The sequence below is a fragment of the bacterium genome (assembly GCA_037143175.1).
Lineage (GTDB): Bacteria > Verrucomicrobiota > Kiritimatiellia > CAIKKV01 > CAITUY01 > JAABPW01.
This window is the reverse complement of the sequence record JBAWZF010000058.1, coordinates 1-16,602: the sequence shown is the minus strand read 5'-3', so window position 1 is coordinate 16,602 and position 16,602 is coordinate 1. Positions and strand designations below refer to the sequence as shown.

The window sequence follows — 16,602 nt, the reverse complement described above, 5'->3', positions numbered from 1 at the left end:
GAGGGCGTCCCTCCGGGAATCGGCGGCGTTGAGGTTGCTATGAGAAACTACATAGTGCCGGGTCTTTTGGTTTCCTGTATGTTGCTGGTAGCCTTCTGGCTTGTGGCGGGAAGGATTAGTGACAAGCCTTTCAAGGCCTTTGATTTGACGGGAGAGGACTTTGCAGGGTTTACCCCGATGGTTCCCGGAATGACCGTGCAAGTGCTTCCGGTTACTGTCAGGGAGCAGGCCGAACCCAACATCGTGGCGTATGTGGCCGAATGCGAAGGTTCGCCTGTGAAGCTTGGGTTGCGCTTGGTGCATGGGTACAACATGCCCATGTGCATGAAAATCAAGGGCTACCGTGTTGAGGAAGTTGCTCGGTTGTTAAGTTCTCAAGTTGTTGAGAATGGAGCCCCCATCAACTCAACAACTCAACAACTCAGCAACTCAGTTCCCCAGGGGCTTCCTGTCCAGATCTGGCGGGTTATTTCCTCGACGGGCGATACGTCCATCTGGGTTACCACCATGATCCGTTCTGGAGATTTTGCCGTGACCACGGTAGATGTCTGTTCCATGGCTTTTCCTCGTGTGGATATACCGGATGACCCGAATTGGATTCCGCAGGGGTTAAGCTTAGCCGATCTCAAGCATCCGATTCAATCATCCAGGAAATATCTCAGGGCGCGATGGAATGCCTCCCGTACTGATGTGTTGACCTTTTTGCGCTTGCGTCAACCTGCGTGGGCCAATGAGGAGCTTCTAACCTATGTATCCCGTAGCGTGTCATTCCCTGTGACGACGGAGAATGAGTCTATGGTGATTCGTCAGGTACTCACCGGACATAGCGCCATGCTAAAAGAGCTACAGCACTGGCGAGGGCAGGCGAAAAACGTGAATCTCGCCCCTTGAGCATCACTTGCTCAACCTGTTCAGTGTTAGGATTTCTCCTAGCGTACTTACCGTCCATTCTGCTTTTTCCGGCGTCGTTGCTTGCCCTGTGTCCTGAACAGATTTCTGGCGGCGTCTGACCGTGCCGGGGACGGCGCGGTCCACCTTGAGAGCAGGTCGGTCTATTGTGGGGAGGTTATGAACCATAGCGCTCTCCCCGCTCGCGCACGATGATGGCCTGTTCGCGCTCGATAAAAGTGAGTCCACTGCAATTCTCTCCGCAGTGCGGAGAGAATTGGTAACGCAGGAAGGGAGTGCGTAAACTACGGCCCAGTTCTGTGGCGTGCGCGTCCGTGCGTTGTTTATTCCTGGTTTTCACGCTCCGCTCCCTTTTTCTTTCAGTGCTGTCAAAAGTTCATACCCTTTTGGGGTGAGGCGGTACTTTTGGAGGCGGCTGGTGGGTTTGTCAGGTAACGTCCGTTCGATAAACCCGGCTTCCAGAGCCGGCTTAAGGTAGCGATTCTCAAAGTTGTCACGTCCGCGAAGTTGCAAGGCCTTTTGAATCGCTTGCCGAGTCATTTCCCCGTCTATCACAAAGAGAACTCGCTCGGGTTCCGATAGAGGCACAAATCCGCCTTGCCCTGTGACTTGCCCTGTGACTTGCCCTGTGACTTGCCCTGTGATTTGAGTGGTCGGGCGGCGAAGAGTGACGAGAAAACCGTCTGAAACAGTGAATTCCGGCTCAGGGAGGCCTGTTTCCCTGCACCGGCGAATCATGTCGCGGGTACCAGTACCCATCCGCTCGATATATTCGGTAAGATAAAGCGGTTCGGCTAATAGTGGATTGGCAGGAATGGACCCGTGGGGCTGGCGAAGCTTTTCAAGTGTCAGTGAGTGAGGCAGAACGCCAGGATTCCAAACCTCCAAACGATCCGAAAATAGCATGACCTGAATACTGCCGTTGCTGGTGTAATCGCGATGAGCAACGGCATTGACAATAGCTTCCGCCACCACTTCCCGAGGGATCTCGTAGGCAACCGGTGCTCGGGGACCATCCTTCCGAGTGCCAACAGAGAGATTCAACTTTGACATGACGAAATCAAGAGCCTGGTCCACGAGCGTAAACACGGTGCCTTTGACGAAAACGAGGCGAGGTATGCCCAACTGAGTCGCGGCGAGAAATTCGCGGTGGGTTGGAGAAAAACCTTTAGCATCTTCCCATCCATATTCGTCGCCGAATAAACCCAGATACACACTACATCGTCGTACTTCATCCAAATAGACGTCATCAGGGCGACGGTCGGAGGCCGGAAGATCCTCAAAGAGAAAGACATCAAAGAAGCGGCTCAGCAAGGCATCACCAAGGATATAGGTTTTGAGAGCTTGCCGTTCTGTGGCGAACTCCTTTTGCACACTACTGATGAATATCCGTGTTTTCATAACATGAAAATTTGGCCGATGTCCGCATGGTAATATTTGCGTAACCAGTTGTCATTATGCTGAATGCAACATTTTCCACGCACTGCGCGGAAAATTGAGAACGCAAGACAACATTGCCCGAAGTAGGCCAGACTCTTGATTACCTTCGTCATACACCCAGCCTCGTCAGAATTTCTTTGAGCGCTTTGTCCGTCTCCCGCGCCTCTTTCTCCAAATCACCGAGTTCCTCAACAATCTCGGCAAGTGGACGGTACTCATCAGCGTCACCGGTATGGATGTAGCGGCTGGGGGAAATGTTGTAATCGTTTTTCGCGATTTCAGTGGTGCCGACAACACGGCTGTATTTATCCACTTCCTTCCAGGTCAGAAAGGTATCGGCAATACGGGCGATGGCTTCTTCGGGGATGTAGTTCTTTGGATCCCCTTTGATAAACTCGCGGCTGGCGTTGAGCAGTAGCATCTTGCCCGCGCGGGTTTTCGGCTTTGCCCGATTGAGAACGATGATGATGCCGGGGGCGGTGGTGTTGTAGAAAAGATTCTCCGGCAGGTAGATCACGCCGTCTATCAGATCCTGATCAACGAACCATTTGCGGACATCTTTTTCCTTGTTCGTATTGGCATTGCCGGAGCCGGTCATCATCAAGGTCGCGTGTTCCGTGGGTGGTGGCGTTGAAGTCCACTCGGTCAAGTATCCCCTTAAGCAGAGGGTTGGCATCGGCGATGGCGCGCAGGTGGGTGGTGAGTTGCTGGCCGATCATGTCGGAAAGTTTGCGGATGACGGACCAGACGGTGTCGTCCGGGTTCTTGGGCTCCAGCGGGAGGTAAAAGCGCACGAGTTTCTTATCGTGTTTCACCAGTTTGAAGGCCTTGGCCCGACCGCCGACTTCCTCGGCAATGCGATTCAATTCGTCATCGAAAACATCGCAAAGGCGCTTTGTGAAGATGAGCGGAAGAATGAAGTCCTTATATTTGCCGGCATCTTTGGCGCCGCGGATGGAGCAGGCAGCGTCCCAGATCCAGGACTCGAGGGATTTACCGTTGTCTTTTGTCATCGTTAATCCAGCTTCTTCATGGTGTCAAATAGCTTGAGCCAATGAATTGCGAGGATAGAATGATTACAGGTGGCAATCAAGATCAATGGGACTTTTGCATCAGAATGCGGTTGAATGCAGGGATTACTTCTTCCGCTTGACCCGGTATTTGACTGGAGCGTCGGCAGCCTTTAAGGCGCTGTACTTATTTTCGCTATGCGATGACAAGTTGGTGATAATCAAGGCGAGTCCCTTGTATGGATCCACACCCAGCGCGAAACAAAGATTCACGAAGTCGACAATTTCCAGCCGTCGTTCACCATTTTCGGTTTTGGCGACCCAGGAGTGAGACACTCCGAGACGGGAGGCAATGGTGCGCATAGGGAGGTTTTTGGCAGCGCGATTAGTGCGTAGCCAATTTCGCAGCGCAGCCCTTGTTTCGGGTTGGAGTATCTGATCCATCATTTGACGGAGAAGATACTCTATCCCATGCATAATATCCAAAATGGAAACATGCAAAACAGGTCACAACATAATAAACCACAATGTGATATGAATTTTAATCGCCATGCTTTGTGTTCCCGAAATGGGAACAGATTATGGGCCATGGCTTCAGGATTCTGAAGCCTATATTCCCCGGAGCGTCGTCAGACTATCGCCAAGCAATTCCGCCCGCCAACCACGCAGAAGACGATGATTCATTGGCAAGGCAAGGGTTCCTTCGTGCAGCAGCATCAGAACATCATTCTTGGTGCTTACCAGACGGGCATCCACTCGCTTGGCCTCGGCGGATATTCGAATATTCTCCACCAATACGGCGATTCTTTCTTTGCCGATTTTTCGCTCATCAGGAGGTTCCGATACAAGAGGGCATTCCGATTCAGGTATTGCCAATCCCTGCTGAACTGCTGCCAGTAAGGGTTCGCCGTAACGCGCCTCGGTCCGGCGTTTGAAATCACGGCATTTCTCGAAGTCAGCGATTTGAGTCGGCATGATACAAGCCAGGGATAACAGTTCTGAATCTTCCGCCACATGCTGACGTGGAAGATCTGCGGATTTGGCTTCCTGCTCCCGCCAAGTGGCGAGCTCGCGTAACACGGCCAGACTGCGGATGCCTAATCGTCCGGATCCGCGAATCCGGCGATAGGTTTCCGCCGGACTCCGCTCTTCTGTAAGGATGGGGTCATTGAGCAGCTGAAGCTCTTCATTCAGCCACGACTCAACGCCTGTCTCCCGGGCTTTTTCCCGCATGAGGGTTGCGGCCCGCGGTAGGTACCGAACGTCATCTGCGGCATATTCCAATTGTTCGCCAGATAAGGGGCGCGCCATCCAGTCGGCGCGGGTATGTCCTTTGGGTAATTGGACATCCAGGAGATTGGCCAGTAAATTTTGAAGTGAGATCTCACTGCTTAGTCCTGCGAACCCAGCCGCCAGTCGGGTGTCAAAGATGTTTTGCGGGATGCCGCCTGTCGCGCGGCGAAGAATCATGAGATCCTGGGGGGCATCATGCAGAATTTTTACAATACCCGGGTTTGTAAATACTTTTCCCAGAGGGGTAAGGTCAGATATGGCAACAGTATCAATTAGAAAACAAGTGCCATCAGGTGTCCCGAGTTGGATCATTCCCAGTCGAGCGTAGAACGTCCGTTCCCATACAAACTCAGTATCAACAGCCACGCAGGGGGTGTCGGATAGGTATTCAATAAGTTTCCCGAGATCGCCCGGAGTATCAATCATTGTGTAGTCATTAGCCATGTATCCATTATATCAGGGGCGCAGTCTTAATCATAATCTTAATCGTAATCCTGATCTGATTGCAGTAAGGTGAAAACAGTAATGCCGTAAAGGCGGAAGGAGATGAGCCTTATGACCCAGTTGGCTGAAACACGTAGTATGGCCCTATTTTGTGATTTTGAGAATATAGCCCTGGGGGTACGTGATGCGAACTACCCGCCCTTTGATATCAGCAAAGTGCTCGAGCGTCTGCTGCTTAAAGGCAACATTGTGGTCAAAAAGGCGTATTGTGATTGGAGTCGATACAAGGAGTTCAAGGGCCTGATGCATGAGGCTTCGTTTGAATTAATTGAAATTCCGCATGTTCGCCAGTCTGGTAAAAACTCCGCCGATATCCGGCTTGTGGTGGATGCGCTGGATCTTTGCTACACGAAAAGTCACGTTGACACCTTCGTCATCATTAGTGGGGATTCGGATTTCTCGCCGCTTGTGAGTAAATTGCGGGAAAACGACAAGATCGTGATTGGGGTGGGGGCTAAAAACTCAACCTCCGAACTGTTGATTGCCAACTGTGATGAATTTATCTACTACGATGATCTGGTGCGGCGCGCCCTGCCCCGGCCCCGTGTCGTACGTAAGCCGGCGAGAGCCGATGCCCCGACCGCCAAGGCGCCGGTTGTTGCTGCCTCAAAAGATCCCAAGGATAAGAAAGACGAGGCTTTTGATCTACTGGTTGCAACTTATGAGGCCCTGTTGGAGGAACGTGGTGAAGGGGAAAAGATCTGGGGCTCCATGATCAAGCAGACACTCCGGCGTCGAAAGCCCGGCTTCAGCGAGTCGTACTACGGATTTCGCTCCTTTAATCAGCTGCTCGATGAAGCTCGTGATCGTGGAATTTTCGACCTTGAGCGCGACGAAAAATCCGGCGGCTATGTCATCAAAGGCGTTGCTGCGCAGTAGTCAGGATTCAGAATAGATCTATATACTGGATACTGAATTCTGACTTCTGGATCCTAATTTTATTAGTCTCGCTTGTTTGAAATCAAAAACGCTATCATTCAAAAATATGGATACAAAGATTGATGCACCTCTAAAGCCTACTTTCGCAGCCCTCGGGCTATCTCCCGCCATTCTCAAAGCCGTTGAAACCCTGGGGTTCGAAGAGCCCTCGCCTATTCAGGCGGCGGCCATACCTGTTCTCATGGCGGGAAACGACGTCGTGGGGCAGTCGCAAACGGGTTCTGGGAAAACAGCGGCTTTTGCCATTCCTGCAATTGAGAAAGTGGATGCGGCCAATCGTGCGGTCCAAATTCTGATTCTATGTCCGACCCGTGAACTCGCAACCCAGGTGGCGGAAGAGGTTCACAAGCTTTCCCTTCACAAACGGGGTGTGCATTCGGTGCCCATTTACGGCGGGGCCTCCTATGACCGCCAGTTGTTTGAATTGCGGAAAGGGGTCCAGATCGTTATCGGAACACCGGGGCGGGTGTTAGATCATATCGATCGCGGTACCCTGAAGCTTGATCAAGTAAGCATGGTCATTCTGGATGAGGCCGATCGTATGCTGGATATGGGTTTCCGGGATGATATTGGCAAAATTCTGGACTCCACTCCCTCCGAACGGCAGACTGTATTCTTTTCCGCCACCATGTCGCCGCCTATTCGCGAGCTGATCAAGCGCTATTCGCGTGATCCTAAACCCATCCGTATGGAGCAGAAAACAGCCACTGTGTCTACCGTTGAACAATGGTTCTACGAGGTTCAGCACGTTCATAAAGTGGCGGCGTTGCTGCGCTTGATTGACTATTACGGCTTCCGTCTGGGTATCATCTTCTGTAATACCCAACGCATGGTGGACGAGCTTACTGATACTCTGCTCGCCCAGGGATTTTCGGCCGATCGTTTGCATGGCGGAATTCCGCAGGTTCAGCGGACGCGCGTGATGAATAAGTTCAAGAAGTGTGAATTCGAATTTCTTGTTGCCACCGATGTAGCCGCCCGGGGTATCGATGTGGATGATCTGGAGTTGGTGGTCAATTACGATATCCCCTATGATGCAGAGGACTATGTTCACCGGATTGGTCGAACTGGACGTGCTGGCAAGCGCGGGATGGCCATTACTTTTGTGTCAGGTCGCGATATTTACAAACTCCCCTTTATTGAGCGGTTTACCCGCACCCGCATTCTTCGCGGCAAGATGCCGACCATGGGCGAAGTTGAGGAAAAACGAACCGATGCCCTGATTGAAAAAGTGCGTAAGGTATTGCGGGGAACTGCGTTTGCCTCGCAAATGCCTCTTGTGGATCGATTGCTCGAGGAAGGCTTCTCCTCCACAGATATTGCTGCTGCATTGTTTGTTATGGCGACTGGTGGAAGCGGCGACAGTGAGGAGGCTCCGACCGCTGGCAAAGTAGCGCCCGCCGCCGTCAAACCTGCCCCGCGGCCTACCATGACCCCGCCAGTGAATACGGCGCCGTCTATTCCCAGACCGGTGGCTGTAAAATCTGCCACCCCCGTGACGGCCACGGCCTCAAAGGTGGCGTCGAAGCTAACGCCCATGGTTACGTCCAAGATTATGCCTGCCGCTGCGCCTAAGATTCTGCCGGTCATTGCGCCTAAAAAGCAACCACGTCCGGACTCAAAGCCCATGCGCGAACGGCGTGCGGAAGCTCTTGTTCCCAGCACAAAAACCAACGAAGATCCCCTGCCTATATTGCGTCTTGCGCCACGGGGGAGTCAGTGGGTCAGGCTGAGTGTGGGATGGAGCGATAAAATCAATCCAAGGGCGATTGTCAACCTGTTCGAAGCCAAACTTGGAGTGCTCCCGCCGCGTGTGGGCATGATCGAGCTGACCCAGACTCAGTCCTTTGCCCAAGTCGGAAAGGAATTTCTGGCCCCGCTTGAGAATGGCCCGATGACGGTGGATTCCGAATTCGGCGACCTGACACTTTCATTGCTTCCCGAAAAACATACCTCAGACGTAAAAGGGAAGCCGCGGAAATCAGTGGACAGTGGACAGTAGGCAGTTGGCAGTGAGCAGGGGCCAGAAAGAAGCTTACTGCTTTCTGCACACTGCATTCTGCTAGCTGGTTACTGCTGCTTACTGCCAACTGACCACTGCTTACTGATCTCTTCAGCAGCCACTTCGTTCCCGCGGGCATTCCAGTGGCGGTCGGTTTTCAGGTAGCAGGACTGCCAGCCTTCCGGCGTCGCTTTGATGGCTGGCATGAGATCAAGATATTGAATTCCCAAGGTGGCGCAGAGGCTTCGCATTTTCGCGGGCAGAGGTGCTTCTCCCAGCTTTTCCGTCCGTTGAATATCGGTATCGCAGGGGATGGTCAATACGAGTATGGGAATGGAAGGGGCCGCAATCCGGAATTCCTGAAGCACTTTTTCCAGCCGATCCCACTGGGCTGAAGTAAAGTCGAAATACCCCGCGTAGTTGGCGGGAAGAGTTGCCTGACGATGTCGTGATAGGCTTTTGAAATGTTTGATCAAATTGCCGGTATAAGTGAGATTAAGCAGGATTTGCTCCAATAGTTTTGAGCTGGGAGCCGGGGTTTGTGGTTTGGTGATGAGCAGCTCGTAATTTGGTTTAGTACCTGTGAAAAAAGGGCGGATCCGATCTGCATGCATGATGCGACCATACTCATAATCGTCATCCAGAAAGTCATTGTCCGGCAAAATGGTGATGATCAGGGCCTCATGTTCAAAGGTTTTTGCCAGTTCGGTATAGAGCATCAGATACTGGGTGGGGCCAAACGAGCCTGAGGTTCCGAAATTCAGGCATTCGAGCCCGGTAATTCGTTCGAGGCGGTCACTCATACGGTTCTCTGAGGCAACGCCCCAGCCTTCTACAAAGGAGTCCCCTAGAACGACCACGCGCTTTTTCCCGTGGGATTTAAGGTCACGCTCCTTATCCCTCATGCCCTGGCCGTTTGCGTGATAGGTTAGGTTATAGTCAGGGGAAACGTGTTTAAACGAAGAATGGGGGTCGTGCCAGACCCCGAATTTGGGGTTGCTGTCCGCCCAGAAACGCGAGCCAATATTACTCAGGCAATAAGAGGGCTTGGCGATTTTTAAGCGCCCACTGGCGCAAAGCCACGCCAGGCCAACCTCCAGCAGGACAACAGTTAGGATCAGGCTAATCGACACCCGCAACATCAACTTCAAAAGGGTTTTCATGAGTTGCAGGATATCGATTTACATTCAAATACAGAAGCCCGAATTGCGAAGTCAGGACCCTTCCTTCCCGCTAACCTGGGCGGAACTAAAGGTGGCCATCTCGGCCATCATTTTGAGGGCAGCCTGAATAATGGTCATCGCGAGCGCACCACCAGTTCCCTCTCCAAGCCGCATATTGAGGTCAAGAATAGGCTTCACCCCGATGGCATTCATGACAATTCGATGGCCGGCCTCTTCTGACAGATGGCTGAAGAATACATAGTCGGCTGCGGCAGGTTGAAGTTTGATGGCCGCCAATGCGCCTGCGGTGGAAATGAAGCCATCTACTACCACGGGAACCCGATTAGCTGCCCCACCCAGAACCAGGCCGGCGATGCCAGCGATTTCAAAACCGCCCAAGGCTGCCAGTATGGAGAGAGGCTCGGTCAATGAGTCCTTGTTGATGGCGATGGATTTTTCGATCACGCTGATTTTATGTTGAAGGCGGGCGTCATCGACACCGGTGCCGCGGCCGGTGATGGAGGAGGGTTTGAGATCCAGATAGGCGGCGAAAAGGGCGGTGGCAGGCGTGGTGTTGGCGATACCCATTTCTCCAGTTCCCAAGAGGGTGATCCCCTCGCTGGCGGCCTGTGTGGCCAGCGCAATACCCGTCTCCAGTGCCTGAATGGTTTGAGCTTTGGTCATAGCAGGTCCGATCGCCATATTGGCTGTACCGCGCGCCACCTTGTGGTGCAGCAGGTGGGGGGCATTGGCGAAATCAGCGTCAACACCCATATCCACTACGTTCAGTTCGGCACCTGCGTGGCGGGCAAAGACATTGACGGCGGCCCCGCCCGCCAGCATGTTGAAGACCATTTGCGGAGTGACTTCCTTGGGGAAGGCGGAGACGCCTTCGGCGGCTACGCCATGATCCCCTGCAAAGCAATAGATGCGGCATTTGCCGGGTTTGGGTTTAACGGTGCCCGTCGCCAAGGCATACCGCATGGCAATCTCTTCCAGGCGGCCAAGGCTGCCTTGGGGCTTGGTCAGGTCATCCAGATGCGCCTGTATGGCGGGAGTAATGGAGTGGTCGACCGGACGGATTATTTTCAGTGTATGTTCAAGTGTGTTCATATGTTTTTTCCTTTATTTGTTTAAAAAAAAAGGGTTCCGACAATCCAGCTTCTGCTGGAGTGTCGGAACCCTTTTCCATCAGATTCCAAAATATTTATGATTCGGCAGGTCTTCTGGCTTTCGGATCATTGCCGGTTCTTCAACCTTCCCGGGCCGATGCGGTTTTGCCGCTCGACCCAGTGGTGGGGTACTCCCTGAAAAACCAACTCCTCGATTACAGCGACGGGATCGCCACGGATTTGCACCGTGTTCCGGGATGCCGAATCAACTATTCACATATTGGGGCGTAGAATAAAGAGTGGCCGCCAGACTGTCAAGCCTTGACCACATTCTTGGCTGGCTTCAAGTAGACGCCCCGCGTGTCCACAATCAACTTGGCATTCTTCAAAATCATCTTGTAATCGAAAGAGGTGTGGTTGGTGGCCAGCAGGATGCAATCGTAGGAGGCAATGCTCTTGGCGGTCAGAGGGACGCTTTGCAGGTCGAATTTATGTTCCCGCATTTTGGGGAAAGCGGGGAAATAAGGATCTGAATAGGCAAATTTCGCGCCGCGTTTACGGAGTAATTCCAGCAAAATACAGGAGGGGGATTCCCGGGAATCATCCACATCTTTTTTATAGGCAAGTCCGAGCACGAGCACTTTACTGCCTTTAACCGATTTGCCTCGATCATTCAGGGCATCATTCAACTTGCCGATCACCCACTCCGGCATACCGCTGTTAACTTCGCCCGCCAGCTCGATGAAGCGTGTGTGAACTCCATATTCGCGGGCCTTCCAGGTGAGATAGAACGGATCAATCGGAATGCAGTGTCCGCCCAAACCGGGGCCCGGTTGATAGGGTACGAAACCGAAAGGCTTGGTGGCGGCAGCATTGATCACCTCATGGATGTCGATTCCCATACGGTCAGCCACAATTTTCATCTCGTTGACCAGGCCGATATTTACCGAGCGGTGGATGTTCTCCAGCAGTTTGGTCATTTCGGCCACACGGGTGGAACTCACCGGGACAACCCGGTCAATAATCGAGCCGTAGAGAGTGACGCCCACTTCAAGACAGGTCGGGGTAATTCCCCCGCAGACTTTCGGGATGGTCCGGGTATTGAATTTCTGATTGCCGGGATCTTCGCGTTCGGGGGAAAATGTGAGAAAATAATCTTTTCCGACGGTAAATCCACGCGCCTCAATACGCGGCAGGAGTTCTTCGTCCGTGGTACCGGGATAGGTGGTGCTTTCGAGGGACATAAGCTGGCCTGCCCGGATGTTGGGGATCAGTGATTCTACAGTTCCAATTACGTAACTCATATCCGGCTCACGGTGCTCGTCGAGTGGAGTGGGGACGCAGATAATCAGGGCATCGGCTTTTTTGGCCTCAGCAAAATTGGTGGTAGCCCGGAAACCGGCTTTGCGTGTTTGAAGAATTGCGCTGGCGGGGATATGTTCAATGTAGCTCTTGCCCGCATTGAGTTTGGTCACCTTGCTGTCGTCAATGTCAATGCCCACTACCCGGAAGCCTTCTTCCGCGAAGCGGATGACGAGCGGGAGCCCCACATAACCCAAACCGACAATACCAATAACGGCTGACTTGTTATTCAGTTTCTCGATAAGCATTTCTTTGTGTTTCATAGTTCTCCTTAGTTTAAGAAATTGAATGATAATCCCGGTACCACGCGACAAATTCAGGCAAACCTTGTGCGATTGATGTTGTCGGCTGGAAGCCCAGCTTGGTTTGGGCCAGTGTAATGTCGGCGTAGGTGGCGGGGACGTCCCCCGGCTGCATGGGGAGTAATTCCATTTTAGGTTCCACGCCAAGGGTAGTGGCCAGAGTCCGGATCATGTCCATCAGGTTTTCAGCGTTATGATTTCCCAGATTGAGCACCTCATAGGGGGCGAGTCCGGTGCTGAATAGTGCTGACTTCACGCCGGCAATAATGTCATCGATATAGGTGAAGTCACGGCGCATCTGGCCGTGATTGAAAACCGGAATGGATTTTCCTGCGAGCATGGCCTTTGTGAAACTCCAGTAGGCCATATCGGGGCGGCCCCAAGGTCCATAGACGGTGAAAAAGCGGAGGCCGACTGTTTGCAGTCCATAAAGATGGGTGTAGGTGTGTGCCATCAATTCATTGGCTTTTTTTGTGGCGGCATAGAGGCTGACCGGACAGTCCACGGGATCGTTCTCACTAAAAGGGAGCTTGGTGTTACCCCCGTAAACGCTGGAACTCGAGGCGTAGACAAGGCGTGGCGTTTTAGCGTGGCGGCAGGCTTCCAGGATGTTAAGAAAGCCTTCCAAATTTGATTTCTGATAGGCCGAGGGATTGGTTAGTGAATAACGAACTCCGGCTTGTGCTGCGAGATTACAGACGACATCGAAGCGGTGTTCTTTGAAAAGGTTTGTCAGCAGGGCGGCATCGCAGAGGTCGCCCTCAACACCCATATAATTGTTAAAACCGGTCAATCGGGCATGACGGTCGCGTTTGAGTTGTACGGGGTAGTAATCGTTGAAATTGTCGAGGCCGACCACTGTGTGTCCCTCTTTCAGGAGGGTATGAGCCAGATGCATTCCGATAAAACCTGCAGTTCCTGTAACAAATATTTTCATGATTTGATCTGGGGAGAGTGACAAATACGATCACATATGTGTGATTTTTACTTTAATTCTTTGAAACAGGCAACAATCCGTTCAGCGGTATGCCCATCCCATAGGGGGGGCTGGTGTGGGGCTCTGGGGAGCGCGGCGGCCTCCCTGAACTCGGCGCGGATGCGCTCGATGTCGTTTCCGACCAGGACGCTGACGCCCCCATGTTCCCGCAAGGTAATGGGGCGCTCAGTGTTCCAACGGAGCGTCAGGCAGGGGGTTCCCCAGATACAGCATTCTTCCTGCAGTCCGCCGCTATCCGTTAACATGACCTTTGCCCCCATGCTGAGCCGCAACATTTCATGGTATCCCAGAGGTTGGGTGAGGATAATGCCGGGAGCTTTTTGGAGTAGCTCCCACAGCCCGGAGGACTCCAGCTTTTTGCGGGTACGGGGGTGGACGGGCCAGATCAAGGGGATGACCGGGGCCACTTCGTCAGTAAGAAAACTTACCAGTGGCGCGAGGACATTCAGGTCGTCAACATTGGAGGGGCGGTGCAGTGTGATAACACAGAACCGGTTGTCTTTAAGCGGCGGGGCAGGATGATGTGCGCCCGGTAGGGCAAAAGCGGTGCAGAGGGTGGGGAGGTTCAGCGCCGCCGCTGGCGCCCGCTGGGCTTCCAGCGAATCAATCATGATATTGCCGACACGTTTGATCCGGTCGGCAGGTACGCCCTCCTTTAGAAGGTTTGCATCAGCCATGGCATCGGTAGTGAAGAGGAGGTCAGAAAGACGGTCGGTGACCATCCTGTTGATTTCTTCCGGCATATCGAGATCAAACGAACGTAACCCTGACTCAATATGGGCCAGTCGGATGTGCTCTTTTTTAGTGGTGATGGAACAGGCACAAGTGGCGTTGACGTCACCTACGACGATGACCCAGTCGGGTTTCCGTGCCTGGATCACTTTCTCAAAGGCGATCATTGTTTTACCGACCTGCTCGGCATGAGTACCGGATCCGATTTCGAGACTCACATCCGGGGCGGGAATACTCAGCTCCTTGAAAAAAGAGTCCGACATGGCGACATCATAATGCTGCCCGGTGTGCACGAGGGTATGGGTGAAAATATCCGGGAAGCGGCTGAGCTCGCGGACAAATGGAGCGATTTTCATGAAATTGGGACGCGCCCCGACAACTGATATGATGTTAAGCTTGGAACGGCTCATAAGTAAGGGGAAATATGTCTAATATCGGGGTAAATGTCGAGACTGGGATATGGGCTTGTAAAAACAGAAAAGAAACATTGACATTTAGGGGGTGGGAACCTAGCATAACCAACCTTTTGTTAGCAGAGAGCCGGAAAACGGCTTCGTACCGTGGATAAGGATGGATATTATGGATGCCTATGCAGTAGTTGGAACAGGCGGGAAACAGTATCTGGTGAAGGCCGGTGACACCCTTAAAGTTGAACTTCTCGAAGGGGAAGCGGGTAGCACGGTTACTTTGGATTCAGTGCTGGCGCTCTCTGATGGTAAAACCCTTACAGTGGGAACCCCTTTTGTAAAGGGTGCCAAGGTAAGTGCCGAAATTGTGGAGCGCGTGAAGGCGCCTAAAGTCGTGGCGTTCAAGAAAAAACGTCGCAAAGGTTATAAGCGGAAAGTCGGTCATCGTCAGCAGTTGACCGTGTTGCGCGTGGCCAGTATTGGCTAAAAACAGGAGTTTGATTTATGTCGAAAGCAGGCGGCAGTAGAGTAAATGGACGTAATAGCCGTGGGCAACGCCTTGGCGTTAAAGCCTATGACGGCGAATCAATTAAAGCCGGTGGCATCATTGTGCGGCAGCGCGGAACCAAGGTTAAAGCGGGACTCAACGTCAAGCTTGGCCGGGATAACACGCTGTTCTCTTTGGTCGAAGGCAAAGTGAAATTTGCGAAAGAAGGCCGTGCCGTAACCGTTGTTGCGACCGAGGCTACGGCGTAAGCGTGGAGTTTGAAATAATCCGCTTCATGCAGGCCGCGTCCACTGGGCGCGGCTTTTGTTTTGAGTCACCATGAAAACACGTAAATTTATTGATTCGATGGTGATCCTGGCCGCGGCCGGTACCGGCGGAAATGGATGCCTTGCCTTTCGGCGTGAGAAATACATTGCCAAAGGTGGTCCCGATGGTGGCGATGGCGGCCGCGGGGGACATGTCATTCTGAAGGCCGATCCCAACACCGATAGTCTGATCTCGCTTTTTTTCAATCCGGAGCAACGCGCGGAAAAGGGTCAGCATGGCATGGGAAAACGCATGCATGGCCGTAACGGCGGGGATTTGGTTGTCCTGGTTCCCTGCGGTACTGAAGTTCGGGAGGCGGTATCCGGCCAATTGTTGTGTGATCTGGTCGAGCCCGGGGCGGAAATGATTGTGGCCAAGGGTGGCAAGGGTGGACTTGGGAATCCCCATTGGCAGACTTCCACCCATCAGACGCCCTATGAACATACCGAAGGCGAGCTTGGCGAAGAGAAGCGTATCCAGCTGGATGTCAAGCTTATGGCCGATGTGGGCTTGGTCGGGTTTCCGAATGCGGGTAAATCATCGATCCTGAGCCGTATCAGTAATGCCCACCCGAAAATCGGGCCTTACACCTTTACGACCATTAATCCAATCATTGGGACCGTGATCGTGGGTGAAGAGTTTGAAACGACTTCTTACCGGGTGGCGGACATCCCCGGCATTATCAAAGATGCCCATAAAGGCGTCGGGCTGGGTTTGGATTTCCTGCGACATATCGAACGCGCCACCTGTCTGGCGATTGTGGTGGATATGTCGGGTAGCGAGGGGCGCGATCCGGTTGAAGATTACAGGGTCGTGTGCCGTGAATTGAAGATGTATAATGAGACGCTTCTGACCCGTTCCACGCTTGTGGTCGCGAACAAGATGGATCTGCCTGAGTCGGCTGAAAACTTGAAGGTTTTCCGCAGGAAAACCAGAACCAAGCCCCTGCCCGTGTCTACCGAGACAGGCGAAGGCTTGGATCTCCTTAAATCACGTCTGCTGCAACTGATCCAGCACGTGGCGTAGGAAGACGTAAGACGTTAGACGTTAGATGTGAGACGTAAGACGTGACACTTGCGTTTAACATCTCACATCTTACATCTCACATCTCACATCTCAGATCTCACATCTTCTCTGAAGGCGATGACCTCATCCAGTGAGGTGGTGCCCAGCAGGACCATGACCAGGCGGTCGATCCCCATCGCCATGCCGCCGGAAGGAGGCATACCCAGCTCCAGGGCGGCAAGAAAAGCCTCGTCGAGGGGGTAGGCGGGGGCGCCCATGGCCTTGCGCTTCTGGGCGCACTCTTCAAACCTGCAGCGCTGTTCGACGGGATCGGTCAGCTCGCTGAATGCATTGGTGATCTCGACGCCATGGATATACAACTCAAAGCGTTCGGCGACAGCTTCATGACAAGGTTTTCGCCGTGACAGGGCGGCCGCTGCAGCGGGATAATCGATGACAAATACAGGGGTGTCGCGAGGCAAAGCGGGCTCAATGATGGTGACAAGATCATGTTCGAAACGCTCAGCATTATAGGCGGCTACCGGGTTCCATCCGGCGTATTTAAGGTAGAGCTCCTCCACGGTAAAACGGGGCCAGGGGGGCGGGGGAAG

16 protein-coding genes, 1 pseudogene and 1 riboswitch are annotated in these 16,602 nt (G+C 52.9%); of the genes and pseudogenes, 6 read left to right on the top strand and 11 right to left on the bottom strand.

All coding sequences use genetic code 11. The annotated features are described in order from the left end of the window. Positions 1-891, top strand: an 891-nt coding sequence (locus WCI03_13285; GenBank protein MEI8140825.1) for a hypothetical protein, incomplete at its 5' end; no start/stop codon positions are given. A gap of 175 nt (positions 892-1,066) precedes the next feature. Here the strand turns inward: WCI03_13285 and WCI03_13280 are convergent. From WCI03_13280 to WCI03_13260, 5 genes and pseudogenes are all read right to left on the bottom strand, one after another. Further along, the gene (locus WCI03_13280; GenBank protein ID MEI8140824.1) at positions 1,067-1,249 is read right to left on the bottom strand and encodes a hypothetical protein; all 183 of its coding nucleotides are present in this window, start codon (positions 1,247-1,249) and stop codon (positions 1,067-1,069) included. Next, a complete protein-coding gene (locus tag WCI03_13275) occupies positions 1,246-2,310 on the bottom strand; it encodes a DUF4062 domain-containing protein (protein MEI8140823.1) in 1,065 nt (354 codons plus the stop codon). Before WCI03_13275 ends, WCI03_13280 begins: the two co-directional genes overlap by 4 nt. A 148-nt stretch (positions 2,311-2,458) precedes the next feature. Further along, positions 2,459-3,362 (bottom strand): annotated as a pseudogene (locus WCI03_13270) (N-6 DNA methylase). A 123-nt stretch (positions 3,363-3,485) separates the two neighbouring features. Continuing rightward, positions 3,486-3,806: a helix-turn-helix transcriptional regulator gene (locus WCI03_13265; GenBank protein ID MEI8140822.1), complete on the bottom strand. Its 321-nt coding sequence runs from the start codon at positions 3,804-3,806 to the stop codon at positions 3,486-3,488. Positions 3,807-3,968: 162 nt separating this feature from the next. Then, the gene (locus WCI03_13260; protein ID MEI8140821.1) at positions 3,969-5,096 is read right to left on the bottom strand and encodes an HRDC domain-containing protein; all 1,128 of its coding nucleotides are present in this window, start codon (positions 5,094-5,096) and stop codon (positions 3,969-3,971) included. A 111-nt stretch (positions 5,097-5,207) separates the two neighbouring features. Between WCI03_13260 and WCI03_13255 the strand changes: the two genes are divergently transcribed. After that, positions 5,208-6,035 (top strand): NYN domain-containing protein, encoded by an 828-nt coding sequence (locus WCI03_13255; GenBank protein ID MEI8140820.1) that lies wholly within the window; start codon positions 5,208-5,210, stop codon positions 6,033-6,035. Between the two features lie 106 nt (positions 6,036-6,141). After that, positions 6,142-8,097, top strand: a complete 1,956-nt coding sequence (locus tag WCI03_13250) for a DEAD/DEAH box helicase (GenBank protein ID MEI8140819.1) — start codon at positions 6,142-6,144, stop codon at positions 8,095-8,097. Positions 8,098-8,165: 68 nt separating this feature from the next. Here the strand turns inward: WCI03_13250 and WCI03_13245 are convergent, their stop codons facing one another. The 5 genes from WCI03_13245 to wecB all read right to left on the bottom strand — a co-directional run bounded on the left by WCI03_13245 (position 8,166) and on the right by wecB (position 14,175). Next, complete coding sequence (locus tag WCI03_13245) at positions 8,166-9,260, bottom strand: SGNH/GDSL hydrolase family protein (GenBank protein ID MEI8140818.1); 1,095 nt, start codon at positions 9,258-9,260, stop codon at positions 8,166-8,168. 51 nt (positions 9,261-9,311) lie between these two features. Beyond that, on the bottom strand, positions 9,312-10,373 hold the full coding sequence (cobT, locus tag WCI03_13240) for a nicotinate-nucleotide--dimethylbenzimidazole phosphoribosyltransferase (GenBank protein ID MEI8140817.1): 1,062 nt from the start codon (positions 10,371-10,373) through the stop codon (positions 9,312-9,314). A gap of 85 nt (positions 10,374-10,458) precedes the next feature. Beyond that, positions 10,459-10,652: riboswitch (cobalamin riboswitch) on the bottom strand. A gap of 34 nt (positions 10,653-10,686) precedes the next feature. After that, complete coding sequence (locus WCI03_13235) at positions 10,687-11,997, bottom strand: nucleotide sugar dehydrogenase (GenBank protein ID MEI8140816.1); 1,311 nt, start codon at positions 11,995-11,997, stop codon at positions 10,687-10,689. Positions 11,998-12,010: 13 nt separating this feature from the next. Further along, positions 12,011-12,973, bottom strand: a complete 963-nt coding sequence (locus WCI03_13230) for an NAD-dependent epimerase (protein MEI8140815.1) — start codon at positions 12,971-12,973, stop codon at positions 12,011-12,013. A 47-nt stretch (positions 12,974-13,020) separates the two neighbouring features. Next, positions 13,021-14,175 carry a UDP-N-acetylglucosamine 2-epimerase (non-hydrolyzing) gene (wecB, locus tag WCI03_13225; GenBank protein MEI8140814.1) on the bottom strand — a complete coding sequence of 385 codons (1,155 nt, stop codon included), beginning with the start codon at positions 14,173-14,175 and terminating at the stop codon, positions 13,021-13,023. A gap of 169 nt (positions 14,176-14,344) precedes the next feature. Here wecB and rplU point away from each other — a divergent pair, with 169 nt between their 5' ends. The 3 genes from rplU to obgE all read left to right on the top strand — a co-directional run bounded on the left by rplU (position 14,345) and on the right by obgE (position 16,012). Next, complete coding sequence (rplU, locus tag WCI03_13220; GenBank protein ID MEI8140813.1) at positions 14,345-14,659, top strand: 50S ribosomal protein L21; 315 nt, start codon at positions 14,345-14,347, stop codon at positions 14,657-14,659. Positions 14,660-14,676: 17 nt separating this feature from the next. Beyond that, positions 14,677-14,928, top strand: a complete 252-nt coding sequence (rpmA, locus tag WCI03_13215; protein MEI8140812.1) for a 50S ribosomal protein L27 — start codon at positions 14,677-14,679, stop codon at positions 14,926-14,928. Between the two features lie 70 nt (positions 14,929-14,998). Continuing rightward, positions 14,999-16,012, top strand: coding sequence for a GTPase ObgE (obgE, locus tag WCI03_13210; GenBank protein ID MEI8140811.1), 1,014 nt, complete (start codon positions 14,999-15,001; stop codon positions 16,010-16,012). 83 nt (positions 16,013-16,095) lie between these two features. On the opposite strand, the gene WCI03_13205 is transcribed toward obgE, so the two are convergent. Next, positions 16,096-16,602, bottom strand: a 507-nt coding sequence (locus WCI03_13205; protein ID MEI8140810.1) for an amino acid--tRNA ligase-related protein, incomplete at its 5' end; no start/stop codon positions are given.

Excerpts from the sequence above, each read along its gene's own strand:
- WCI03_13275 (MEI8140823.1), bottom strand. The coding sequence starts at position 2,310 with ATGAAAACACGGATATTCATCAGTAGTGTGCAAAAGGAGTTCGCCACA.
- WCI03_13265 (MEI8140822.1), bottom strand. The coding sequence starts at position 3,806 with ATGATGGATCAGATACTCCAACCCGAAACAAGGGCTGCGCTGCGAAAT.
- WCI03_13260 (MEI8140821.1), bottom strand. The coding sequence starts at position 5,096 with ATGGCTAATGACTACACAATGATTGATACTCCGGGCGATCTCGGGAAA.
- WCI03_13255 (MEI8140820.1), top strand. The coding sequence starts at position 5,208 with ATGACCCAGTTGGCTGAAACACGTAGTATGGCCCTATTTTGTGATTTT.
- WCI03_13250 (MEI8140819.1), top strand. The coding sequence starts at position 6,142 with ATGGATACAAAGATTGATGCACCTCTAAAGCCTACTTTCGCAGCCCTC.
- WCI03_13245 (MEI8140818.1), bottom strand. The coding sequence starts at position 9,260 with ATGAAAACCCTTTTGAAGTTGATGTTGCGGGTGTCGATTAGCCTGATC.
- cobT (MEI8140817.1), bottom strand. The coding sequence starts at position 10,373 with ATGAACACACTTGAACATACACTGAAAATAATCCGTCCGGTCGACCAC.
- WCI03_13235 (MEI8140816.1), bottom strand. The coding sequence starts at position 11,997 with ATGAAACACAAAGAAATGCTTATCGAGAAACTGAATAACAAGTCAGCC.
- WCI03_13230 (MEI8140815.1), bottom strand. The coding sequence starts at position 12,973 with ATGAAAATATTTGTTACAGGAACTGCAGGTTTTATCGGAATGCATCTG.
- wecB (MEI8140814.1), bottom strand. The coding sequence starts at position 14,175 with ATGAGCCGTTCCAAGCTTAACATCATATCAGTTGTCGGGGCGCGTCCC.
- rplU (MEI8140813.1), top strand. The coding sequence starts at position 14,345 with ATGGATGCCTATGCAGTAGTTGGAACAGGCGGGAAACAGTATCTGGTG.
- rpmA (MEI8140812.1), top strand. The coding sequence starts at position 14,677 with ATGTCGAAAGCAGGCGGCAGTAGAGTAAATGGACGTAATAGCCGTGGG.
- obgE (MEI8140811.1), top strand. The coding sequence starts at position 14,999 with ATGAAAACACGTAAATTTATTGATTCGATGGTGATCCTGGCCGCGGCC.